This is a genomic window from Bradyrhizobium sp. AUGA SZCCT0176 (genome assembly GCF_018130145.1).
In the GTDB taxonomy this organism is placed as follows: Bacteria; Pseudomonadota; Alphaproteobacteria; order Rhizobiales; family Xanthobacteraceae; genus Bradyrhizobium.
Genome location: NZ_JAFCMB010000010.1, coordinates 209,699 through 235,581 on the forward strand (window position 1 = coordinate 209,699; position 25,883 = coordinate 235,581).

Genomic DNA, 25,883 nt, shown 5'->3' on the forward strand with positions numbered 1-25,883 from the left:
CGAGTTTCATTCAGAGCAGGGTGGTTTCCTCGTCGAGAAGCCGGCGCCGCGCCGGCTCCCATCGTCTCGGCAGGCGGATGCACGCCGCCACGGCCCAAGATCCAACCGAGATCCGACGGGCCGCGGCGACGAAATCGCCTCAGCTACGCATGAAGCCTTCGAGTTCGCCTTCCGCCCAGGCCAGCGTCTTCTCCATGGGCTCGCCCCGGTAGAAGCGCACGCACATCTTGGTGAGCGTCGCCTGGGTGTAGATCTGCTGGGCGACCTTGGGCGGCGCGGGCGACGCCGAGATCGAAAGCAGCTGGTGCTTGTGCGGATTCGGATAGTGGTAGAGCGTGCCCTTCGGCGGACCTTCCTCGGCCCATGTCTTCAGGGTCGTCAGTTTCTCGAAGGCCGGCAGGTCGTAGCCGCCGCTCGCCGCCACCATTTTCTCGACCGCATCCGGCTGCGACAGACGCGTCAGCACGCTCTTTGCCGCCTCCTTGTTCTTGGAGAAGCTCCAGACGCTCCAGAAGTAGGGCAGGAACGGCGCGAAGCGGCCCTTCGGACCGACCGGGAAGCCGTGGGTCCAGCATTGCTCCGCGATCTGCGGCGCATCGCGCCTGGCGACGGCCCACGCGCTCGGCGGGTTCATGATCAGGGCGCCTCTGCCCGAGACCAGCCACCTGTTGTTGGAGCCGTCGTCCCATGACGGCGCGTCCGACGGCAGGAAAGCCATCAGCTTTTTGTAATATTCGAGCGCCTGCCGCACGTTGTCGTTCTTGACGACGACGTTGCCCTTGGCATCGACGACCTCTGCCCCGAAGGCCAGGAAGAACGCCCCGACGGTATCGACGGAATCGCTGGTCTCGCCAAGCCCGATGCCGAAGGGAACGCCGCCCTTGTGACAGGCCTCCGCCGCCTTCAGGAATGTGTCCGTGGTCCAGCCATCGGCTTTCGGCGCCGAACCTGCCGGGTACATCGCCTGGACGTCGATGCCGGCGTGCTGCTTCATCAGATCGATGCGCGAGCAGGGGCCCTTGATCTGGCTGCCGACGCAGGCCGGAACGCCCAGCCATTTGTTGCCGGCCTTGCCGAGATACTGGACGGTGCCGTTGACTTCGCCGTTCTGCTTGATGAGCCCCTCGACCACATCATTCATCGGCTCGAGCAATTCCGCCTGGGCGTGCGGCCACCAGGTCGGCATCGCCAGAATGTCATGGCCCGCCTTCGCCTGGGCTTCGGCGGCGATCGTCAGGAGGTTCTTGTTACCCTGGCTCGGAATGTAGTCGATAGTGACCTCGACCTTTTCCTTCTCGGCCCACTCATTGACAATATCGGTAGAAGCCTTGTTGGCGCCGGGTACCCAATGGTCCCAAAATCCGATCGATAGCTTGCCGGCGGCGTGCGCGCCGCGCACGTAGGGTGCGGTCACGAGTGCAGCCGATGATAGCGCTGTCGCAGCGATGAATTGGCGTCGAGTAAGCTTCTTCCGTGTCATGGCGTTCCTCCCTGGATGGGCCAATCGGATGTGAAGAAATTCCCGTTCTTGCTTTTTTATTCGGCTCCGTTCGGGCGCCGCGGATTTTTCATTATTGACGATCAGAGCAGAATTGCCAGCGTCTGTCGAGAAATCACGTAGGCGCTGTCCTAGAACTAACGTTGCGTGCAGATCGAAGGCAGCGACGACCGTTAGCCCGTTGTCTACCGCTCATTGCTGACTCATGGCGCGGAATATTGCGTTGCACATATCGAACTCAGCGGAGGGGGTGAGGATGTGAAATAGCGCCGCAGGTTCCCCTACCGCGTGTCCAAATTGGGATACGCCGCCGTTTTCATCACCGGGATGACCGGGCGCGCCAGGTAGACTCGCGCGGCGCGAAAACGATAAAATCGGATTCGGCCGCGATCCTTGGCCCAGCACCACCACGCCGGAAACTCACGATCGACCATGGAGACCAGACAATGACCAGCCCGACATCGAAGCTGCGCGCGCGGCTCAGACTGTGCGCAGCCCTTGGGGTGGCCGCCCTTATGCTGTTTAGCGCGTCGCTCACGGTGGAGGCACAGGTGGTTGAGGGGGTCCAAAAGGGCGCCCGCGAGGGGAACAAGGCGGCCGGACCGGTCGGCGGCGTGCTTGGCGGCGCTATCGGCGGTGTCGTGGGGGTGGTGACCGGTGTGACCGGCGTCCTCACCGGCGGCGCACAACAGCAACAGCAGCAAGCGGCCCCGCCGAAGGGCGGCAAACAGGGCGATACCGCAAAGCAGGACGATGCCGCAAAATCCGGCAAAGCGGCCAAGGGGACAAAGACGGCAGCGAAGCAGCCGCAGGTACTGACCCAGACCGGTGCACCGCAAATGACGGCCGAACAGATCGTCGTCAACAGCGACGCCAATATCGAGCGCATCAAGAAGCAATTGAATCTGACGCCTGAGCAGGAGAAGAACTGGTCCGGCTTCAACAGTGCGATGCACTATCTCGGCCATAATGGCGCCGATCGCCTCAATCTGCGTATTGCACGAGCCAAACGCGATCCGCCCGACGACATCATCGAGCAGATGCGGAACGAGGCCCAGTTTCTCAATGACCGCGCCGTGGACCAGCGCAACGTGGCCGATGCCGCCGAGCCTTTGTTTGCAAGCCTGGACGAGAAGCAGAAAAAGATCTTCATCCAGGAAATGGTCAATCTGAGCCACGAGCGCGGGCTGGATTAGCGCGCGATCCCTGACGCGTTGGCATGAGAACATCATCCGCCCCGGATCAAGTCCGGGGCGGGCTTCCGCACGACAAAGGGGTATGCCCCGTGGGCGAATAGCCGGGCACGCATGCCCTGGGGTAGGTGAAAGGCGAGGCACCCGGCTATCCTGCCGCAGCGGCGCGGCGGGTTCCAATCGCCACGCAATGATGAAGAAACCCTGACGGGATCGCGCCCGACTGATGGCTGACTTGCGGCCTTGTCGGGAACCGCTAACGCAAAGCCGAAATCAAAAAGCCGGAATTAAAACAAGTTCGGCCAGCGCCGGGGCTGGCCGAATAGTCGAACCCTGCTCGCGGCGGTGGCCGGTTACGCCTTCGGGAAGTTCAGCTCCACACCGACGCCGTCGGGATCGTAGAGGAAGAATTGCGTATCACCGGTTCGCGGCACGATGCTCTCCCGGAATTTTACGCCTTTGGCCTGCAGGCGCTTGCGCACGCCGTCGACGTCAGTCGCGGCAAAGGCAATGTGGTCAAGCCGCCCGGTGTCCTCGTATTTCTTCTCGGTGCCGCGCACCACGATGCCCTCGCGCGGCTGACGCGTACCCATCAGGTGCACGGTGGCGGTGCCGCCGGAGTAGAGCCAGTAGCCGGGGAAACCGAGCGGCGGACGGTCGCCGTTCTCCAGTCCAAGCACGTCGCAGTAGAAGTCCTTGGTGCGTTCGAGATCGGAAGGTTCGATGGTGTAGTGCTGTAATCCGCCAAGTCCCATGGTTTGTTCTCCTTAGACAAAGGTGAGATCGACATCGACGCCCATCATCCAGGCGCCGACGGTTTCAAAATGTCTGATCTGGCCTTGCAGCTGCTGGGTCACGGTGTGGATGTCGCGAAAGCGGCGCTCCAGCGGGTGGCCTTCGAAGATTGCGGTGGCTCCCGCCGCGTTGTAGGCGAAGTCGACCGCCTCGCGTGCCTTGTGGATGGCGTTGGTGGCGGCCATGCGGACGGTGATGCGCTGCGCGACGGTGATGCTGGCGCCGGCGACGAGGTCCTTCCAGATTTCGGCCATCGACTGCAGCACGAAGCCGCGTGCCGCGCGCAGATTGACCTCGGCCTGGGCGAGGCCGGTCTGGACCACGGCGTTGTCGCGCAAGATGCCTTTGGCGCCACGCGGCACCTTGTTGCGCGCCACCTCGACGAAATCATCGAGCGTGCTTCGGGCGATGCCGCAGGCGACGGCGGCAAACCCGACCTGGTAGCAAGTGCCGGCCCCCATGCGATAGAGCGGGCCGCCTTCGCGGCATTCCCGGTCGAATTCACGGGTGATGGAATGGTCGGACCTGACGAAGAAGTCATTCAGCGCGAACTGGTCGCTGGCGGTGCCGCGCAGGCCGACCGTGTTCCAAATGTCGGTCCATTCGACGTCCTCGGTTCGCACCAGCATGGTACGCTCCAGCGGCATACCGTTGGCTTCCAATCGGGGAGTGCCATCCGCCGCAAAGATCGGACAATGCGCGCCGAGCCAGGTCGCGTGCCGACCACCGGAGGCAAAGGCCCACACGCCGGTGACCCTGTAGCCGCCCTCGCATTCGATCGCGCGGACCTTGGGCCCGGGACCCCAGGCCAGCACCGCGCGCGGATCCCCGAAGATCGCGCGCGCCACCGGCAGATCGAGATAGGCCGCCGACATCGCACAGCCGCCGGCCTGGCTGAGGCACCAAGCCGTGGATGCATCGGCCTTGGCGATGGTTTCAATGACATGGAAGAAGGTGATGGGATCGGTTTCGATCCCGTTGGTCGAGCGCGGCAGCAGCAGACGAAACAGCTGCGCGTCGTGCAGCCTGTCGAGCAACGCCGGCGGCAGCCGGCGCTTATTCTCAATGTCGTTTCCGGCTGCCGCCACATCGGGACGAACAGCCTCGGCACGGGCGATGATCGCCCGGTCACCGGCAAGGTCGGCAGCAGTCGCGATCAAATTATCCAAGCCTCCATCGACGCCTTGTGTTCAAGACTATGCCTGCCGGACTCTCGCCGCCGACATATTCAGCCCGTCGGCCAGTTCCTTGTCGATCTGCTCGATCGACTTGCCCCTGGTCTCGAAGCCGATGAAATAATACACGATGCCGGCCATCAGGAACCAGCAACCGAGACAGACGAACGCTGTCACCGCCTATCGAAAAAGGGTATCGCCGGGCCGTCGCGAGCGACAAGCCCATGAAGACGCGGAGCACATCTGCGCAGAAGCGATGGAGGAGCATCCTGCCGCTCCCGCACGTCTCGGTCCATCGTCGCCAATCGCGCTGCGGTGCACACACGCCATTTGCTTAAGGTTTCTCGGGTAGTTAGATAGGTCGAGCGATATCCACGGCCGGAGCGCATGGAAGAAAAGCGAAAATATCCGCGAACCGAGATCGAGGAGCCCGCCTATGTCTCATCAGGCGGCTCCGTGATGCGTTGCGTGGTGAGGAATATTTCGCTCGAGGGTGCGGCGATCGACGTCGAGAACCCTGCATTCGTTCCGCAGCACTTCCGCCTCGTGATGGCGAAGGATTCCTCGATCGTTCATGAGTGCCGGGTCGCCTGGATCAAGAAGAACCGGATCGGCCTCACGTTCATGAATGTCGTACAGAAACCGCCGGAATGAAGTGACGCGTCACTCAATCCTGAGCTTCGCGTCACGTACCACTTTGCCCCATTTTTCCATTTCCAGCTTGATACGGGCGCCGAACTCCTCCGGCCGGTTTGCGACCGGCTTGAATCCGAGCGCGGTCAGGCGCTCCTTCACGTCTGCCTGCCCGACTGCCTTGGCTATTTCGCGATAGAGCAGATCGACGATTTCTTTCGGCGTTCCCGCCGGCGCAAGGATGCCCGTGATGGTGTCGGCTTCCTGATCCTTGATGCCCTGTTCGGCAAAGGTCTGCACTTCAGGCAACTGGGTCGCGCGCTCGCTTGCGGCAACGCCGAGCGCGCGCAATTGGCCGGCCTGCACCGCCGAAAGGGCGGGCGGCAGCGCGGTGAAAGCGATCGGCGTGTGCCCGCCGACGGTTGACTGGATCGCAGGCGCTGCGCCGGTAAACGGCACGTGCACCAGGTCGAGGCTGAACGCCAGCCGAAACAGCTCGCCCCCCAGATGCGGCGTCGAACCGACGCCGGGGCCGGCAAAACCGTACTTGCCGGGATTGTCACGGATCAGCTGCACCAATTCCGGAAGCGACTTGGCCGGCACCGACGGGTTGACCACCACCACGTTCGGGGAAACCGCGACCAGCGTCACCGGCGCGAAATCCTTGACCGCGTCGTACGGCACCTTGGCGTAGAGGCTGGGATTGACCACAAAGCCGGTGCTGACGACCATGAGAGTGTAACCATCGGGGGTCGCGCGGGCGACCTGGCCGGACGCGGTGTTGCCGCCGGCGCCGCCGACATTCTCCACAAAGAATTGCTGACCGAGCGCATCGGAGAGCTTTTGCGACACCATCCGCGCGATCACGTCGGTCGGGCCGCCGGCGGGAAACCCGACAACCACGCGCACCGGGCGGTTCGGATAGCCCTGTGCCGAGGCTGTCGGGACGGCCCCCAGCAGCAGCGCGGCAGCGAGCAAGATTTGCAGAACGGCCGCCATGACGCCCCCCGGATTTTATGTTTGTTGACGCCATCATCAACGACGGCGCGCCGCAGAACAAGGGGGAGGTGTGGAGCGGCGCAGTCGTTATTTCTTCAGCAGCGGCTTGATCCGCTCTTCGAGTTCCTCGAACGACATCGAGCCTTTCAGCCGCTCACCGTTGAGGAAGAAGGTCGGCGTTGAATCGACCTTGAGCGTTTCATGGGCGTATTTCTGATCCGCCGCGAGCTTGTCGAGCATCGCCTGATCCCTCTCGCAAGTCGTCACGTCCTGTTCGCTCATCCCGTTCAGCTTGCCGACGAAGTTCAGCGTTTCCTTGGTCTGCGCGATCAGTCGGCCCTGCAGCTTGAACAAGGTCTCGATGACGCCGAAATATTTTTCCGAATCGTTCCTGGCGATGCAGCGCGCCAGCATCGAGGCCGCCGCAGCCGCGACATCGAGCGGGAACTCGCGGAACACGAAGCGGACCTTGCCGGTGTCGATATATTTGGAGCGCAGCATCGGAAAGACGTTCTCGCCGAAGGCGGCGCAATGCGAGCAGCTCATCGACGCGTATTCGGTGATGGTCACCGGCGCCTTCGGCGATCCGATCGCGATGTCCGGCAGCGACACCGGCCTGGCGACAGCCGCCGCCATCGCGCTCTGGGCGACGGCGGGGCCTGCGAAAAACGGCGCGGTGGAAGCGAGCAGGGCGACAAAAGCGATGCAGCGAGGGGCGTTCAACGGGCTATTCCAAATTGATGGGCGGGGAGAGTCTATCCGGTTCTTCCGTGTCTGAAATTATCTATATTCTTCAACAAGCAAAGACGAAAGCCGGATGAGTCACAGCAGCAATCGGTCCGCGTGGAGCTGCGCGCCGTCATGGCCGCCGCCAAAATCCCTGGTCAGCGCTTCGTCGCCGATGCGTGCAGCAAGCGTCCTGACGTTGATGGAGTGGCTGCAAACCTCTCAGGGTTTACTGCTGCGGAGATTTCGACACTTCCCGGAACTTCCGACCTCACCGGCCTTGCCGTCGATCTCGGTGACGGGAGCGACACGGTATCCCTTGCCAACGGCATCAATTCACTTAGCGCCATCGGTATTGAGAACCTGAACGGCAGCGACTTCGGTGGCACGCCGAGCGACGATACGCTGACGCTTCTCAACACCGTGTCGGGCCTCAATGTTCACCTGGGCGACGGCAGCAATACGTTGGGCAACTTGTTTGGCGTCAACGTCGTCAACGGTAGTGCGTCCACTGATACCCTGACGATCTCAGGACAAGCGGGCGGCACGTTCGATCTCGGCGATGGCACCGATACCGTGACGTTCAATACAAACGTCTTCAATACGACGGTACTCAACACCGAAAACATCAACGGCAGCTCGACTTTCGACGAGATGATCATCGGCAACACTCGGGCAACACGACGATCACCGCGGGCGGGGGGCGCCGATTGGGTCACGGCCAGCGCTGGTGATGACAATGTCCGCTTCACCAGCACGGCGGATTCGGCCGCGGGCGCGGGTGACACGGTCTATTACTTCGATGCCAACGACGACACCTTCAACTTCTCGGGTATCAGCGTTTCGGGTGGCCACATCGAGTATGTCGACAGCGGGGCTTTTGTTAGCGGTAGCCAGGCTTCGGCGCGCCTGCAGAACTTCGGTCCGGATAACGACTTGCTCCAGATCGACACCAATGGTGACGGGACAGCCGATATGGACATCAGCCTGCAGAACTACACGGGCACGCTGAATAACAACCCTTCCTGCCGAACTAAGGGAAGTCGGCGCACATCACGCAGCCAGATCCGGAAGCCGCGCGCCAAGCGCGGCTTCTTCGCATTCTGCAACTGGGGCGCCGCCGTCTGCTGGGTTTTTGAGTTGGCGAATCCCGATTTTTCGATGCCGCGCGAGTGTGCGCCGCGTGAGAAATGAGGTGATCTGATCGTGCGCCGAATGAGAATCGGCGCCGTTCGAAATCTCGCCGCCACCGACATTAACGATCGACAGGTCTGCCTGAACGCCGCCGGGCCGAACATTCCCAAGCATTGAAATCCGCTCGCGGCGCTGTCGCTATAAGCAGCTGATTTGTATCACTATTCCAAAATTCTCTGATGGCATTTGGCTCGACCGTCGCAAGCGCGCAGCATGCCACATCAGTGCGCACTCGTGTCGGGCCTACCACGCATCCGCGCCGAAATTAGCCATCGGTGCTCATTCTCCCATCGCCGCTATGTTCGGTGTGGGGAACGCGGTATTGTTGCTGGGTAAAGAGGCTAATTGCTAATTTCCGGTTACCGAATTGCGGCATTGCCTAAAATTTATGTCTGGTGTTTCGGAAGGTTTTTAAATGCGCAAGATTTCGTTGTTCCTGGCATTTTGCGGTATCGCATCTGTCGTAGCCGGCCCGGCGTATCCACAGGGCACGCCCAAGCAGAAGGCAGTGCCGGCGCCAAGGCCAGCAACCCAAGCCGAGGCGACGGTACCAGCAGTGGCGGCGGCCGATGAAAAAGCCGCCAAAGCGATCGATGGATTCCGTTCTTCGAAATTCGGCATGAACGAGGCGGATGTCCGCGCGGCGATCACCAAGGATTTCGGCGTCAAGCCGGATGCGATCAAGTCGCAGGACAATCCGGCCGAACTGACCCGCAGCGTATTGCTGGCCGTTCCGGACCTGCTGCCGAGCGGCGGGATCGCCGAAGTATCCTACGTGTTCGGCTACAAGTCGAAGACGCTCATTCAGGTCGGCACGGTCTGGTCGAAAGGGACGGATCCGGCGATGACGCCGGAGAAGCTGTTCTCGAATGCCAACATTCTCCGCGCCCACTTCCTGGGCGAAGGCTTCAAGCCCGATACCATCGCCGTCAACACGCCCGTCGCCGGCGGCGTCCTGATGTTTCGCGGCAGCGATGCCAAGGATCGATCGGTGATCCTGCTGCTGCAGGGAACGTTCGAGACGAAGGAGAACAACCAGCGGATCCTGACCCCCACCGGCCTGCTGCTGTTCTATGTGGCCGACACCAAGAGCCCCGACGTCTTCAAACTCCCGCCCGGTCAGTTCTGATGTCGTCTCGCTCCGGATCAACCCGACGCATGGCCGCCGGTCGCTCGCTCTTGTCACCAGCGAAGGTGAGCTGACATGCGTATGCCGCTCTCAGCCAGAAGCGAGGGTGGTTTGACGTTGCGCAGGTTCTCGCGCCTGCGTTTCGTCTCGTTGATCTGCATTGCGCAGATGACGATCCTGCCGTTGCTCGGCACTGGCCTTCGGGCGCAGACGGCCAACGTGATCATTCCCGACGGTCGCACGGGAACGAGCCTGCAGACGTCGGGCAATGTCACCAACATCACTACGACCACCGTATCCGGCGCCAACGCGTTCAACTCGTTTTCGCAGTTCGGCGTGGGGCAGGGCAACACCGTCAACCTGCAGGTGCCCAACGGCAGCCAGAACCTGATCAATATCGTCCGGGACGCGCCGGCTTACGTCAACGGCACGCTCAACTCCTATCAAAACGGCAAGATCGGCGGCAACGTCTACTTCGCCGATCCCTACGGCTTCGTGGTCGGCAAGACCGGCGTCGTCAATGTAGGCAGCCTGAACGTTTCCACGCCGTCGAAGGAATTCACCGACAGCATCATCGGTGCCTCGGGGCAGATCAACAACGCCGCCGTGAGCAGCCTGATGAACGGCTCGTTCCCGATCTCGCCGGACGGCAATATCCGGATTCTCGGCCGCATCAACGCTGCGGACGGTGTCCGGCTTACCGGCCAGAACGTCTTCGTCGGCGGCGGCAGAAGCCAGCGCGAGCGGGTCAACCAGGAACACGCTTCCAAATTCGCGGCCTCGGTCAATTCCAAGGGCCTGCGCAGCGCCAGCGCCATCACCGTCCGCAACGGATCGATCCATATTGGGGCGGTCAACAACGCAACCATCTCCGGACGGCTGACGGCGCGCAGCCGCACCACCACGCCGAGCACGATCACGGTCACCGCCGGAAACAACATCCAGCTCGGCAAGACGGCCAGCCTGAGCACTGCCAGCAAGACGGGCGACGCCGGCAACATCACGCTGAAGGCCACCAGCGATCTGACCGTGAAGAGCGGCGCCCGGATCAACGCCAGCTCCGCCACGGGTAACGCGGCTGTTGTCGATCTGAGCGCCAACGGCATTGTCGAAATCGCCAATGGCGTCAAAATCAATGTTGCCGCACCCAACGGCAATGCCGGCAAGCTCATCCTCGATCCGACGGACATCGTTGTCGGCGCGACCGAAGGTGTCGCCGGTGTCAACATGTCGAATGCCACGGTCGCGGCCGCGATCTCTGCGCTCAACGGCACCGGCACGTTCACGCTTCTGGCGAGCAACTCGATCACGATCAATGGAAACGGCGTCGTCGACGGCGGTACCACCGTCAATGTGACGCTGAATGCGCCGACGCTGAACCTGCTGGCGGGCAGCTATGTCAGGGGCGATACCGTTGCTCTGACTTCGACTACCTCTGGCGGCCAGGTCAACATCAATGCTGCCAGCACTGGCGGCGCTCAGGTTTTGACCAACACTGCACTGCAGATTACTGCGTCGCGGGTGGTTCTCTCCAGTACCGCCGACATGATCGTCGGCAGTGGCAGCACCAGCGCCAATACCGCCGCGGCCGGCTTTGTGTCGAATGCCACGATCGCTCGCTACGCCGGCGCTGTCGGCAGCGGCGCCACTCTTTCGCTCAGCGCGTCGTCGCGGATCACGGTCGATTCCACCGGCGTTGTCGACGGCCGCCGCATGGCCGGCGCCGTTTCGAATGCCAACTCGGTGGACAACATCGTATTCACCGCACCGACAATCAACATCGACAGCGGCGGCCAGGTCCTTGCGCAGGCGGTGAATACCACGGGCACCAACGCTACCAGCTTTACTTCCGGCCGGGTCATCATGAATGCCTTCGGCGCCGGTTCAGGTATTGACGTATCCGGTACCGTTAGAGGTGGCTACCTCGCCTTCAGTACCGATCAGGCCTCGATAACCGTGGGATCGACGGCCGTCATTGCCGCCGATCCGTCGCGGTACGTCAATTTCAACGGCCCATCGATCAGCGTAAACACCGGGGCGAGCATCAGCGCGGGCACTGTCGGTTTCTTCTTCGCCCAAAGCGCGCTCACCGTTGGCGGCAGCTCGCTGACAGGCGGCAACGTCGCCGCCAACAACGGCCAGGGCGGCCTGCTGTCGAACCTGATGGTCGCCAGATACATCGCGGCGGTAAACGGTTCCGGAACGTTGTTGCTGTCGGCTCAGGCCAACACATTGAATCTGAACACCGATGCGGTGATCAACGCCGGCAGCACGATGAAGGTCGCGCTGCAGGCCCGGACGCTCAACGTTACGTCGGGCGCGCAGATCACCGCGGGCGCCGCCGCGTTTGCCTTCGACCAGGACAACGTCATCATCGGCAGCTCGGCCGACCCCAGTGCCGGGAGCGCCGGGTTCGTGAACAACACCCAGATCGCCTCGTTGATGCTGGCGCTTTCCGGAACCAGCGCATTCGAGATTTCGGCGAACAATTCGATCACCCTGAACGCGACCGCGGTCATCGATTCACGCTCGCTGAACGCCTCGCAGAATTCGCAGGCCAATTCGCGGAACGTTACGTTGAGCGCGCCGACGATCACGATGGCCCAGGGATCGAAGATCCTTGCCCAAGCTGTCAATTTCGGCGGCTCCACCTTCACCAGTGGTGCTGTCACGCTCAACGCGAGTGCGAGCGACAATAGGTTGTCGGGCCAGGCGACCGCGGTGACGGGAATTACGATCGACGGTCAGATCACGGGCGGCCATATTACGATCAACGCGACCTCGACCGCCGTATCGAGTTTCACAAGCTCAATCCTGGGGATGTTCGCGCTCGTCGGCGAAAGCGTTGCGCCGGCGCTGCTCGGCCTCAATGGCGGCTACGTCGCGGCGAGTGCGACGGCAACGGTGAACATCAACAGCCACGCCAACATCAACGGCACCGGCCGGGTTTTGATCAGCGCGAACGGCTCAGAGCTGGCGGAGGATCCGGTCCTGGCGGGGCTCGTGAACTTCATGCCGTTCAGCGCGGCGGTGGTCGTCGGCAAGATCGACGCGAACGTTTCAACCAACGTGGCATCCGGCGCGACGATTTCCGCCGGTAGCAACCTGTCCATCCTTGCCACCAACGACGCGACGATGAAGGTGTCTGCCGTCTCGGCAGGTTCAGCGCAGTTTGTGGAGACTGTCGCTTATTCCAAGGTTTCCGTATCGACCCTGGCCAACGTTGCAACCGGCGCCAACATCAGCGTCGGGACGGTCAACGCGGGCGGCAACACGTTCGCGGTGCGTGCGCTGAACAACAACAGTTTCTCGACGTCGGCGACGTCCGTCGCATTGAGCACGCCCAGCGCCAGCGGCGGCGTCGGCGGAGCGCTGGCGATCAGCGATATCACGACCTCGGCTACGGCATTGTTGGGAGCCTCGCTCGGCACCAGCGCCAACCGGCTGAACGGTTCGGTGGTCGTCGAGGCGACATCCAACGGCAAGCTCAACTCGACCATGGCCTCGACCATCGTCGGCACGCCGGCCCTGGTCGGCGCCCTGCAGGAAGCGATTCTTACGACCGTCTCGCCGCAAAGCATGATCTTTGCGATGATGGGCCCGCTGGTCTCGGCGAGCTTCAACTTCAAGGCTGCGGGGGCGATGTCGCTTGCGAACAGCACGCAGAATGCGACGGCCGCGATCAAGCAAAACCCGAGCGGCGGCGCACCCAGCATTTACACCAACGGCAATGTCGCTGTTGTCAGCAATGTCATCGACGTCGGCGTCCGCAGCAATGCGACCGCCAGTGCGATTACGTCCGATGTGTCGGCCGGCGAGGGCGTCGCGATCAGCGCGGCCGTCGCATGGGGCACCTTCAACCACAATTCCAACGCCTATATCGGTGGCGGTACGCTGATCAACGCGCCGAACATCGGCGTCACTGCGAACACCTATTTACCGATCACCAACACCTGGTTGCAATGGGCCGGACTCGGTGAGGTGATCAGCCATCTCAACGGCAATCTCGGCGTCGGCGGCAATATCCTGACCAGCTACGCCAATGCGACCTCGGATGCCGGCGATACGGTTGGCATTGCCGGTTCGCTGAACAATTTCATGGTCAACAACAACACGACCGCGTGGGTCGCGACCGGAGCGAGCCTGAACGCCACCTGCAGCATCGCGACCTGCGGCAACGGCGCGTGGTCGGCGTCGACCTGGAGCGGCACGCAGGACTTCAACGCGACCCTGGCCATCGCGGCAAACACGTCAACGAGTTCGATCAATGCCGCCGGGAATGTCGGCACGCTGGGCTTTCTCCCGGGCAATACCTCCGGTGGCTCCTCGCTGGGCGGCGCACTCAACCTCGTTCAGTTCTCCAGCAACACCATCGCCGGTGTTGCCTCCGGGGCTTCGCTAAGCTCCGCCGATAACATTTCCATCGATGCGGTCACAACCGACCTGTTCTTCGGTGTGGCGCCGACATCCGGCAAGGCTGCGGGCGCTCTGTCGCTGAACGGAATCACGTCGATCGCGCTGGTCAGCAACAAGACGCATGCATCGATCGGCATCGGCGCCCACGTGTCTTCTCCGACTGTCAACGTCCATGCGGCGCAGGATCTGTCGATGCTGTCGATCGCCGGTGCGGTCTCCCTCGGCGGCGCGTCCGCGGTCGGTATCGCCGTCGCCTATCTCGGAGCGAACACCGATACGGCCGCCTATATCGGAGAAAATCAGAGCGACATCACGCCGGGTCCCTTTAGCGCCAACGATCCGTTCTCGGGTACCGGCGGAGGCAACGGCACGATTGCCGTGGACCATCTGGCAGTCAGCGCGACGACTTCCGGACGTATGACAGCGGCTTCGATCGCTGCGGCGATCTCCGAGCCGTCGGTCTCGGACTTTGCCAACAAGGCCGGAGCCGTCGGTGCCGCCGCGACAGGCGGAGCCGATGGTGTCGGGATCGCAATGGCCAGGATCAGCCAGTCCTCGGGCGCGTCAAGCGATGGCTTCTCCATCGACATCGCGGGCAGTTCGTCGATCAGCGACGTCTCGCTGGGAACGAAAGCATCGGTCACCGGTGTGACCATCAACCGCTTCACGGGGTCGAGCACAGCGGCGAGCACGCTGGTCCAGGCGCTCAACGACACGGTCCTCAACAACGGTTCGGGCTCCGCTGCGGCCAACCTCGCAGGGTCCGCGGCATCGGGAAGTGTTGCGGTCGCGGGCGCCATTGCGGTCGCCATGTCGAACAACGCCACGGTGGCCTATATCGACAACACGACCATCAACAATCATGCGGCGGTGTCGGTTCAGGCACTGAACGGCGGATCGGAAACAGTCGTCGCCATCGGCATCGCCGCATCCCGGGCCAATTCGGTTGCGATCGCGCTGTCGGTCGGCATCATCACCGACAGCGTCAACGCCTACATCCAGAATTCGACCCTCAACGGCGTCTCCAGCGGCACGTCTCGCGCGGTCGAGGTCGACGCCTATCAGACCAGCAACATCGCGATCGGCGGCGGCTCGCTTTATGTGGCCGGCGGCCAGGGCGGGGTCGGCGCCGGATTTACCTATGCCTCCATCGGCGATCCGACCGGTGGGACGGCGGTCGATGCGCATATTCGCGGGACGTCGATCAACAATTACGACACGCTTACGGTGCTTGGAGACAACGCCAGCGTGATCGCCGCAGGCGCGGCATCCGGCGGGGCCGGGGGCAATGGTGCTGCCGGTGCCATCGTCGTCACCGACATTACGACGTCGACGATGGCCTATATCCGCAGCAGTGCCACCGTTAACATCACGGTCACCGGCAACGTCATTGTGACCGCCGATAGCGTCGCCATTGCATCGCTCGACACCGCGCTGTCCAATCTCGTCAAAGCCTCGAACGCCAACCAGCTCGCGTCCGACAATTGCTCGACCACCGGCGGACAGCAAAACTGCGTCGATTTCAGCTACCAGGCGCTGAACGGCGGAACGGCAGGCAGTCCAACGGCACCGGGTGCCGCTATCATTGCGGTCGCGGGCATTATCCAGGCAGGCAAGAACAATGTCGGCGCATCGATGGTGTACGACCATATCGCGACGACACATTCGGCCTACATCGCAGGTGTCTTGCTGACTTCGACCAACGGTACCGTCTCGGTGACCGCGAGCGACTCCTCGGAGATCCAGTCCGTTGCGATCGGCTTCGGCCTTTCCACCGGCCAGTTCTCAGGCGTCGGCGGATTGTCGATCAACTCGATCCAGAATACCGTGACGGCCTCGATCGGCAACGCGCAGTCGAACACCACGAATTCGACGGTTACGGCCGAGAAAGGTCTCTTTGTTACCGCGAACGACACCTCGAAAATCACCGGGACTGCGGCGGTGGCCGGCGCATCGACGCAAGGAAGTGCTGCGGGCCTTGCGCTCGTCTACAGCGACATCTCGAACAATTTGAGCGCCGGGATAACCGGCTCCAAGGTGGTTTCGAACGGCAATGTCGGCGTTTCGACCAAGTCGGACGCCACGATTTCGACGGTTGCGGTGGGTGTCGCCATCTCATCGCAGGTCGGTCTCGCCGGATCGGTCGCCACCAATCTGATGGGCACGAACGTCACCGCCAGCATCACCGGCGGCGCCGACGTCATCGCCGACGGCAGCATCGCCGTGCAAGCGAACAACACCGACAATGCCGCGGTCTTCGCAGGTGCCTTTGCCATCTCCAAGGGGGCTGCCGGCGGCGCGGGTTCGCTCGTCACCAACAAGATCACCGGCAACACGTCAGCCTATATCAGCGGATCGGCCACCAAGGTCGATGCGCGCGGCAACAGTTCGCAGACCGTGGTTCCGTTCTCGGTCAATACCGGCACACTCGCGCACGCGCTCGACCTCGGTGCGTTCAGCGCGCCGACCGACGACACGCCCGACCTGAGCGAAACGCGTGAATCGGTGAGAGGCCTTTCGGTCAACGCCAGCTCGCATCAGGCGGTCGTCGCCAACGTTGCCAGCCTTGCCGCGAGCACCGGCGTTTCGATCATGATCAACCCGATCATCAACGTCATGTCGGGCACGACCAGTGCCTATATCGACAGCGCCAGCATCGACACGCGGCTGACCAGTTCCACCCTGGCGCCGCAGATCAACGTCGCCGCCAGCAGCATTTCGTACTCCGGCACGTTCGGCCTCGGCATCGTGGCGCCAACCGGCACCGCGGGCGGCGGCGCGACCATCATCAGCACGACGATGTCGCGCGAAACGTTCGCCTATATCACCAACGCCGAAGTCGGCGGCACCGTCAACGTGGGCGGCGTGATCTCCCCGACGGTCGGTGCGGTCACGGTCAAGGCCAATGCCGAGCAGCATGCGTCATCCGTCGCGGTCGGCTTCAACAGCGGTTCGGTCGGGCTCAACGTCTTCAATGCCACCACGCAAGCCTATGTCGATGGCGGCTCCCTGACGGCCTCGTCGCTGTCCGTCAAGGCCAAGAACAGCACCGGTATCGCGTCCGCCAACGGCTCCGGCGCCTATGGAAGCAACGTGGCGATCGGCGCCGCCTTCCTGGTCCAGGTCAGTTCGAACAAAACCCTGGCTTACGTCGGCGACGAATTCCACTATCGAGGTAACAGCGCGGCCCATACCACGGCCTTGCAATTGAGCGGTGCACTCGATGTCGACGCAAGAACGATCAACGATTTCCAGGCGTTTTCAGTCGGCGGCGCGATCTCAACCGGCGGCGGGGCTGTCGCTGGCATGGCCAACATCGAGATCGCCAACAACGTCACTATTGCTGGCATCTACGACACCACGCTGACGTCGCCGACCGGCACCGCCGCGGGCGCGGTCACCGTGAACGCAAACGAGGAAGTCTACATCCGGGAGATCGCAGGCGCGCTGTCGGTTGCTACCGGGGGGGTAGGCGTCGGCGCCGCCGCCAACGTGCTGGTGTTCAAGAGCCAGACCACCGCGGAGACCCGCAACAGCAATTTGAACTCGTCCGGGGCGATCAACGTCAATGCCCAGAGCATCAAGGAAGTGCAGTCCTATGCCGTGACCGTGGGCGCCGGCAGTTCGGTCGGCATCGGCGCGGCGATTGGCGTCATCCTGATCGGCACCAACACGGCGGATGCCGACACGCAGGGCGACCAGACCGGACAGTTCGGCGGCACCATCACCGCCGCCAATGCTGGAACCAATTCCAGCCAGGGCAGCGGCGCGGTCGCGAGCGGTACGGCCGGCAATCCGAGCGGCGCCAACGCCACTTCGACATATGACGTCAGCACCGTGCTGACCGGTGGCAATGACAGCGTCACGGCACAGATCGCGGGCGGCAACGTCACCGGCACCCAGGTCAACGTCAGCGCCACCAGCGCCAACGCCGCGCAGCAATTCCTGCTCGGCGCCGGTTTCGGCAAGAATGTCGGCGTCGGCGCCGGTATCGGATACACCACCGTCAACAGCAGCGTTCTGGCCAATCTGAGCGCCATCGTCTCGGCCCCCACCGTCAGCGTCGCAGCTGTCGTGAAGGATGCCACCACCGGGCCGTATGCGGGCAAGACCGTGGACACAGAATCCATTGCCGGCGGCCTGTCGCTGTATTTCGGCGCCCAGGCGGCCGTGGCGGTCGGCAATGTCAGCAATACCGTGACGGCGCAGCTCGGCGGCACGGTGACGGGAACGGGCGGAAACGGCGTCCAGGTGAGCGCGCGCGACACCTCCACCCAGGCGGCAACGGCCGGCGGCGGTAGCGGCGGCATCGCGGCCGTCGGCGTTACGATCGCCACCACCGCAAAATCCAGTTCGGTCGCCGCCAAGATCCTGGATAACGCCAGCGTCAGCAGTTCGACGGTTGCCGTCACGGCGTCCCAAGCCGGCGAATTGTCGGCGTCGGCGACGGCGGTTGCCGGCGGTATCGTCTCCGGCACCGGCGCGGCCGCGACCGCGAAGGAAGACTCCACGGTGCTGGCGGAGATCGGCAATAGTGCCGCGATCACCACCTCCGCAACCGGCCTGGGCACCCTGGTATCGGCTTCGGCGACGCCGGACGTCTCGGCGACTTCGCTGGGTGTCGCAGTCGGCGGCGGCGCGATCGGTGTCTCCGTGGCGCTGGCGAGTTCGTCGCTCAACGTCACCTCCCGCGTCGGCAACAGTACCACTTTCACCGGAGGCGACGTTTCCGTCACCGCCATGGCGCTGGCGCCGAGCAGCGGCAACGGCATCTACGCCCGTGCGATCGCGGGCGGCGGTGGATCGCTGATCGGCGTCCAGGGCAGCTACGCCGAGACCAGGGAAAACTCGACGGTCAGCGCCTATGGCGGGACGGGGATTACCCTGCCGGACGGCGACTTCATCATCGCCGCCCAAAACGACAGCAACCAGTACGCGACCGCGACGGGTATCGCGGCCGGCTATATCGCCGCGGGCGCGACCATCAGCAAGGTCACATCCAACGCCACCACGGATGCCTATCTCGGGGCAGGGGCGATCACCACCGCGAACCATATCGGGATCCTGCAGATCACCGCGGTCGGCACCGATAGCCTTGCGTCCAGCGCGACGGCCGGCTCGGGCGGCACCATCGCCGGCGCCGCGGCGGTCGCGTTGATCAACAACACCGCGACGACGAGCGCGAACCTTTACGGCAACGCGACGTCCAATACGCTTTACCTCGGCGGATTGAACATCCAGGCCCAGCACCAGACCAATTATGCCGGCAATGGCGACGCCTTCCAGGCGTCCTTTGCCGGCGCCAGCGGCGGCAACGCGACCAACAATATCACCTCGACCACGACGGCCGGGGTCGGGACGAACCTGATCATCCATTCCGCCGGTGGCGACATGCTTGTCATCTCCAACGACATCGTCAATCAGGTCGGCGGCGGAGCGCGGGCAGGATCGGGCGGCGTGGCCGCGGGCGCCGCGACGGTGAGTGACGCCCACGTCACCCAGAAGGCCACCACGAATATCGGCAGCGGCACGATCCTCAGCTTGAACGACGATCCGTTGACCTCAACGGCCAAGGTCAACATCGAGGCCTACAACTCGCTTCGTACCGTCGACAGTGTAAGCCTGACTGCGGGCGGCCTGTTTGCCGGCGGCGGCGCCCGGTCCAACATGACGGCGAATGCCTACGCCACGGTCAACATCGACGCGACCGAGATCTTCAGTGCCGGCAATCTCTTCATCGGCACCGCGTCCTCCCTGATCGCGTACAACTACGCCAACGCGAACCTCTACGGCGCGATCACCGGCGCCGGCGCCAGCACAAATACCTCGCTGACCGCGAACCAGACCATCAACGTCAGCGGCGATACGACGCTCCTGGCCTGGGGCCTGCTCAATCTCACCGCCGGCCAGGCCGGCGACGGCAGCAAGTACAGCCAAGTGAGCGCGAACGCGACTACGGTGGTCTACAATCAGGCCCTGGTCCCGATTACCGCCGTGTACAGCGGCACGGCGACGGCGCGCAGCTATACCGACCTGAATATCGCCGGCGGCGCCCAGGTGCTTGGTGTGAACAACGTCTCGCTCGCAGCGACCAAAGGCGCCGTATCGGCGAACGGCAGGGGCACCAATTACAATCCATATCTGACGCTGTTCAGCACCGAGAACCACGACAACCACAGCGATGCTACCCAGGTTCGCGGCAACATCTCGCAGAACGGCGTCGTGGTGGCCGGCATCTACAATCAGGAATCGATCCTCATTGCGGTCGGCGCCAACGCGCCGACGCTAACGACGACCAGCCCGTACGCGCTGACCCTCGAACTGGTCTCCGATCCCAACAATTTCAGCACGGTCAAGAAGTACAATCACCAGACCATCCAGTACGCAGTCGTCAACGGGTTCAATCCCTATCAGACCATCGTCTCGCAAATCGCCACGTTGAGCGGGTTGTCGACGGCGGATGTGCAGACGGTGTTGTCGGGTGCCAATCCCACCATCACGATCGCCGCCGCCAATGATCCGACCGGAGATATCCAGCGCCAGGTCAACACGCTGATCCAGCAGGCGCCGTTCGCCGCCAACGTCGCCGGCGCGTCGATCGCGCTCGGCGATATCATGGTCTCGGGCGGCAACGTCTCGATCCTGGCCGATACGATGAGCGGCACGCAGGTGGCCGGCAAGGCCGCACCGCGTGTCTCGTCCCGCGACTCCGTCTCGATCAACATCGAGAACCAGGGCCTGAACTTCATGTCGGTGTCGAGGATGACGGTGACCGGCGTCACCGGTGGCCACAATCTCTTTACGGGTGCAGCGACCGACACCACGTCGCCCGGCATCACCTTCCAGCAGGATCTGACTGGCTCGACGCCGGTCGTCACCGTAAACGCGAGCTATAACCGCAAGGACCCGAACACCGGCCTCGGCGTAGATCTGAACGGGATCCCGCTCACCAAGACGCCCGACATCTACTTCAACGGTGAGGTCACCAACCTCAACGGCCTGCTCAACATCTCCAACGCGCTCGGCAACGTGGTCGCATCGAAGACCTACAACGCGGCGACGATCCAGGTGGTGGTCCCGAACGGCACCTTCACGTTCAATGGCGGGGTCGGCAGCATCTACAACACCAATGGCGTCGTGTCGTCGCAGTGGGCGGGCGTCCAGTTCAGGCCCACTGACACGCTGACCGCCGTCATGACGGCGGCGACGTGGCTCGGAACGTACGGCCAATACGTTCCAGGCGAGGTCTATATTGCCGGCAACGGCACCTACAAACCGTATACCCATTATTGCTGCAACGGCGGCAGCGGCAGTGCGGCTGGTGTACCGAACAGCGTGGTGTTCACCGCGCGCATGCTCAATCTGTTCTATGACGGCGTTTCGCTTTACTCGGCGATCTTCCTGCCGGCAGGCGAGGGCATTCCTGGAAACCTCGCTCAGATCGAGGGAGCCAATCCTGCCATCGTCTCGACCAGGCCTTGGGAGAAGAGCACCTATGACGGTCAGACCGTCTATGGTGACAACGGAAGCCCGTTCCATTGCTTGGGCTGCGCAGCCTTCTTCCAGGTCATCAACATCCAGTCCGCGGCGGTGACGCCCATTACCGCTGCGACGACCCTCACGGCGGCAGCGCCCAACGCGTTTGCCATCGGCAAAGCGATCATCCTGTCGGCGTCGGTGCTCAACGTCAACGGAACCATCCAGAGCGGACAGAGCAGCAACTATTCGGTCAATATCGGCACCAACGCCAGGAACGTCATCGACAGCCTGCGCGCCGGCACGCTGGCGGGCCTGTCGCTCGCCCAGGCCCAGAGCAATGCGCAGAACGGCAATTATCTAGATCTGACCCCGTATCTGACCAAGGTGAACGGCGGCGACGTGCAGGTCGGCGCGCGGTACAACGTGCTGAACGACCAGATCGTGCTGAACAGCGTGGTGCAGGGCACCGGCGGCTATGTCTACCTGAACGGCCGGATCATCAGCACGTCCACGAATGGCACGGCGCAGGGCAACATCATCGTCAATGGCGGCGCCGGCACGATTACCGTCAACAACACGACCGGAACGACGCTTGTCACCAACACGATCAACACCGGCGTCAGCGCTGCGAGCGTGATCCAGATCGTCGACCAGCTCAAGCAGCAGACGAGCTGGTACGTCTACAATGCGGCGGCGCCGGGCGGACAGCAGGTCAGCACCTACCGGACCGCAGGCGTCAATGCGAGCGGTTACAACTCCGGGATGCTGGTCGGCCTCAGCGGAACCTCGGGCGTAGTCTACCAGCCGCTGGCCAACCAATATTATCAATGGGTCGACACCGCGACGCTGACGCGTCCCGTCACCAGCACTGCCGCCGACTATGGCTGGACCTTCAGCGGCGTCTCGGCCAACTCGCCGACCTATCCCTACACACAGACCACGAGCCTCGTCTCGAACGTGCAGCAGGTCGTCAACGGCGTTGCGACCGGACAGTTGCAGACCGCCAACTTCCAGGAAGTCGTCACGGCGACCGGCGCTTACCATTCAAACAACTTCAACACCGGCAGTGGTGCATGCTGCGGCAGCCTCAAACAGTACAATTGGTACCAGCAGATCTACGACCGCCTGACCTTGACGTTGACGAACACCGTCAAGGCCTCCTACGACATCGGCATCCACTTCAACGGCGGCGGTTCCAGCTCGGTGGCGGTGACATCCGACGCCAGCATCGTGATCAATGGACCGATCAACAATCTGCAGGGCGCAACGACCGTCACCGCGACGGGCGCCAATTCGTCCATTACGGTCGGTGCGACCGCCAATAATCCGCTGATTTCCGGCACCAACGTCACGCTCAGGGCAGATGGTGGTATCGGCTCGCTCGCGGGAACGAAGACGCCGGTGCCGGTTCAGGTCTATGGCGGCAGGCTGAACGCAACCACGGTTGACCGCGACATCGCGATCGCCGCGCAGGGATCGCTGCTGATCGATCAGGTGAAGGTCAATTCGGGGGTCGCCGGCCGCGCACCGCAAGGCAACGTTTTCCTGTCGGCGACCGGCGACATCAATTCGGGTTCGCCCTACAATTTTGCCAACCCGGTCGTGGTCGGCAAATCGATCGAGATCAATTCGACGGGCGGCGCAATTGGCGCGATTTCAAGCGTCAGCAACGGCGCGACTGTCCTGACCAACGTCAACCCGCTGGTGGTCAAGGCCACCGGAACGACCCTGGTCAACGGCAGCGTCGACGGCGGGGTTCTCGACAGCACGTCCTCGACCGGCACCTATATCGTGCAATCGAGCGGCGATCTCAGGCTCGGCAAGGTTTCCTCCGGAGGCGCGGTCTTCCTGGCGGCCGCCGCGTCCGATGGGCAAACCGCCAACATCCTCAACGGCCTGTCGGCCGGCGGATTGACTGCCGAGCAGAGCGCGCACCTGCAGAGTGTCTGGACGGACTTGAACCTGGTGAGCGGCTCCGCTGCTGCCTCCGTCACCGCCTACGAGTCGATGATCAAGGCGGCCTACAACGACTATTGGCAGCTGCGCAATCTGGCCTTCGCCGATGGCAGCACTTACGCGCTCACGTCGCTCGGCACCACCGTGCTCAACGCCCAGGTCGCGGCCAAGCTCGGCATCGATCCTGCTGATGTCTCGACCACCCAGATGATGACCGAGGCGACGACGCGCTTCGAGAGGGCCGAGTATCTGCTCGGCATCAAGACAGCGGCCCAGCTCTCGAATTCGCTCACGACGCTGTTCGGCGCCAACCTTGCCTCGAATGCAAGCCTGCAGGCAGCGCCGGATCTGACCGTGTCGCTCACGGCCTACAACCCGAATTTCAGCTATTCGCTGTCGACCAGTTCGACGCTTTACGCAACGATCACGTCGGGTTCGCAGTGGACGCAGGACCAGCTCAAATACACCGTGAGCGCCGCGGCCAATCCGGCTACCGCTGTGGCGCCGGCGCCGATCGGCGAACTCACGCCCGCGAACGTCAGCGGCCGGCAGGTCATGCTGTATGCGCCAAACGGTTCGGTCGGCAACCTGGCCAGACCCGAGAACTTCTCCTTCACCAGCAGCACGGGTTCCTCGACGTTGTCGGACGTGCAGAAGGCCCTGCTGGCCTCGGCCGGTCCGTCACAACTGACGGTGACGCCGACGACCGACCAGGCTACCGGTGTCATCACGTATAATGTGAGCGTGTCGCAGCAGAGCTACGTCGTTCTCAATCCGATCGACGCCGTGGCCGCCAAGGTGCAAAGCGACATTTATCTGGCCAGCAAGTCCGACCTGAAGCTGGGTGGTATCGCCAACGCAACGTTCGGTCCGATCACGGCGGCACGGACCAACGGCGTGCAGATCGTGGGTGTCGGCGACGTCAAGCTCGATGCCGTCGGCAACATTTTCGCGGGCATTGCCAATCAGCCGGTAATCTCCGGCAACATCAGGGATCTCACCCTGATCTCGGAAACCGGCAACATCGGCCAGGCGCCGGCGGCCGGAACCAACCCGGCGAACAATCCGAACGCCCTTCAGATCGCTTTCGCCAACCCGTCGACCAACCAGCTCGACCAGGTCGTGGCGGCGCAGGGCGGCATCTATCTGAATCAGACCACCGGCGATCTCGTCCTCGGCAACGTCACCGCCGCTGGTGCGATCCAGTTCGCGGCGACCGGCAGCATTTACGCCCAGCCGCAGTTTACCGACCGTACCGCAGTCCATATTGCGGGCGCGTCGCTGGACGTGCGCGCCGGCGGCAATGTCGGCTTCAATGGCACCACGGCCCAGCCGCTCCAGGTCAAGATATCGGGCGCGATCACCGGCACTTCGGCCGGCGCCATGACGATCCTGGCCCCGTCGGACAACCTGAATATCGGTACGAGTGGAACCTACGGCGGGCTTTCCGCCGGCGGCGCGATGACGCTGAGGACGCCGGTTGGCGCGCTCAATATCAATGCCGACGTCACCAGCGACGGGTTGATGCAACTGCTTGCCAATGGCGCGGTGACGTTCACGGCCGGCACCAGCGCCGATCCGGTCGTCGCCCAGAGCACCAACGGTGCGGTGACGCTGGCCTCGGCATCGCTCACCATGGGCGCCTATACCGCTATCAACGCCGCGGGCGTGATCACCGTGGCGACCACCGGGGATGCCACGCTCGGCCAGCTCAACTCGTCGGCATCCTTTGCCGCGGCCGGCAATGCGGCTTCCATCGTGGTTTCGGCCGGCGGCGTCTCCGCGGGTGCGATCCTGAGCAATGCCGACGGCCAAACCAACCTGGTGGCTTCAGGCGCCAATGCACGGGTCGCGCTCAACGCCAACAGCATCGGGACATCGACGCAGCGGATCACCCTGAACGCGCCATACCTGGCCGCCACGGCGACCGATGGCGGCATCTATGTCGGCGCGCTGGCTGACCTCGAGGCGAGCCTGCTGTCGGCCGTCAAGGGCAGCGTGGACGTGCAGGGCAGTGGCAGCCTGACGCTCAACAGCGTTCTGGCCGGCACGGCGACCGGCGCCAACGGCACCTTCACCGCGCGGGCAACCACCAGCGGCAGCAACATCGTCGTCGGGTCAGCCGCCAGCAGCGGCAGCCAGACGCTTCATGCCGACGGCAACGTGACCTTCAACCAGCTCAGTGCGACGGGTGTCGGCAGCGATCCCGGCGATATCACCGTCAACGCCGATCACGGTTTCGTCCTGGCGCAGACGGTCGTTAACGGCGGCGTCACGACACCGGGTTCGCTCGCAGCCAATGGCTCGGCCTCGCTGACGGCCGCGACAACCATCACCGGCACCACGCTGGCGGCGACGACCGGTTCGGCCTCGCTCCAGGCCGCCGGCCTGATCGACTGGACCACGCTGACCGCGGGCACCACGCTGGGCGTGACGTCAACGGCCGGCAGCATCACGCTCAAGACCGCGCAGAGCGGCGGCGGCCAGACCGTGCATGCCAGCCAGAACATCACGTTCAACCAGCTGGCCACCACCGGCATCACCGGCGACGTCGGAAACATCAACATCAACGCCGACAACGGCTTCATCCTGGCGGAGACGGTGGTTGCCGGTGGCGTCACGACGCCGGGTTCGGTCGCAGCCAACGGCTCGGCCTCGCTGACGGCCGCGACAACCATCACCGGCACGAC

General features: G+C 63.2%; 11 protein-coding genes. 5 read left to right on the plus strand and 6 right to left on the minus strand.

What is annotated here, in order from left to right:
• Positions 1-139: 139 nt before the first annotated feature.
• Positions 140-1,480 carry an ABC transporter substrate-binding protein gene (locus JQ600_RS23650; protein ID WP_212264495.1) on the minus strand — a complete coding sequence of 447 codons (1,341 nt, stop codon included), beginning with the start codon at positions 1,478-1,480 and terminating at the stop codon, positions 140-142.
• Between the two features lie 464 nt (positions 1,481-1,944).
• Between JQ600_RS23650 and JQ600_RS23655 the strand changes: the two genes are divergently transcribed.
• Positions 1,945-2,694: a Spy/CpxP family protein refolding chaperone gene (locus JQ600_RS23655; protein ID WP_212390784.1), complete on the plus strand. Its 750-nt coding sequence runs from the start codon at positions 1,945-1,947 to the stop codon at positions 2,692-2,694.
• 350 nt (positions 2,695-3,044) lie between these two features.
• Here the strand turns inward: JQ600_RS23655 and JQ600_RS23660 are convergent, their stop codons facing one another.
• Genes JQ600_RS23660 through JQ600_RS23670 form a run of 3 tightly spaced genes read right to left on the minus strand, consistent with a single transcriptional unit; the run spans position 3,045 to position 4,838 of the window.
• Positions 3,045-3,446, minus strand: a complete 402-nt coding sequence (locus JQ600_RS23660) for a VOC family protein (RefSeq protein ID WP_212264499.1) — start codon at positions 3,444-3,446, stop codon at positions 3,045-3,047.
• A gap of 12 nt (positions 3,447-3,458) precedes the next feature.
• Positions 3,459-4,655 (minus strand): acyl-CoA dehydrogenase family protein, encoded by a 1,197-nt coding sequence (locus JQ600_RS23665; protein ID WP_212390785.1) that lies wholly within the window; start codon positions 4,653-4,655, stop codon positions 3,459-3,461.
• Between the two features lie 27 nt (positions 4,656-4,682).
• Positions 4,683-4,838 (minus strand): hypothetical protein, encoded by a 156-nt coding sequence (locus JQ600_RS23670; protein ID WP_212390786.1) that lies wholly within the window; start codon positions 4,836-4,838, stop codon positions 4,683-4,685.
• Between the two features lie 210 nt (positions 4,839-5,048).
• Between JQ600_RS23670 and JQ600_RS23675 the strand changes: the two genes are divergently transcribed.
• The gene (locus JQ600_RS23675) at positions 5,049-5,315 is read left to right on the plus strand and encodes a PilZ domain-containing protein (protein WP_212390787.1); all 267 of its coding nucleotides are present in this window, start codon (positions 5,049-5,051) and stop codon (positions 5,313-5,315) included.
• A 9-nt stretch (positions 5,316-5,324) separates the two neighbouring features.
• On the opposite strand, the gene JQ600_RS23680 is transcribed toward JQ600_RS23675, so the two are convergent.
• On the minus strand, positions 5,325-6,293 hold the full coding sequence (locus tag JQ600_RS23680; RefSeq protein WP_212390788.1) for a tripartite tricarboxylate transporter substrate binding protein: 969 nt from the start codon (positions 6,291-6,293) through the stop codon (positions 5,325-5,327).
• 87 nt (positions 6,294-6,380) lie between these two features.
• A complete protein-coding gene (locus JQ600_RS23685) occupies positions 6,381-7,016 on the minus strand; it encodes a DsbA family protein (RefSeq protein ID WP_409363330.1) in 636 nt (211 codons plus the stop codon).
• 138 nt (positions 7,017-7,154) lie between these two features.
• On the opposite strand from JQ600_RS23685, the gene JQ600_RS23690 reads away from it, so the two are divergent.
• From JQ600_RS23690 to JQ600_RS23700, 3 genes are all read left to right on the plus strand, one after another.
• Positions 7,155-8,213 carry a M10 family metallopeptidase C-terminal domain-containing protein gene (locus JQ600_RS23690; RefSeq protein WP_212490118.1) on the plus strand — a complete coding sequence of 353 codons (1,059 nt, stop codon included), beginning with the start codon at positions 7,155-7,157 and terminating at the stop codon, positions 8,211-8,213.
• Positions 8,214-8,628: 415 nt separating this feature from the next.
• Positions 8,629-9,342 carry a hypothetical protein gene (locus JQ600_RS23695; RefSeq protein WP_212264509.1) on the plus strand — a complete coding sequence of 238 codons (714 nt, stop codon included), beginning with the start codon at positions 8,629-8,631 and terminating at the stop codon, positions 9,340-9,342.
• 75 nt (positions 9,343-9,417) lie between these two features.
• Positions 9,418-25,883 (plus strand): leukotoxin LktA family filamentous adhesin (locus tag JQ600_RS23700; RefSeq protein WP_212490119.1); only part of this gene is annotated, 16,466 nt, incomplete at its 3' end.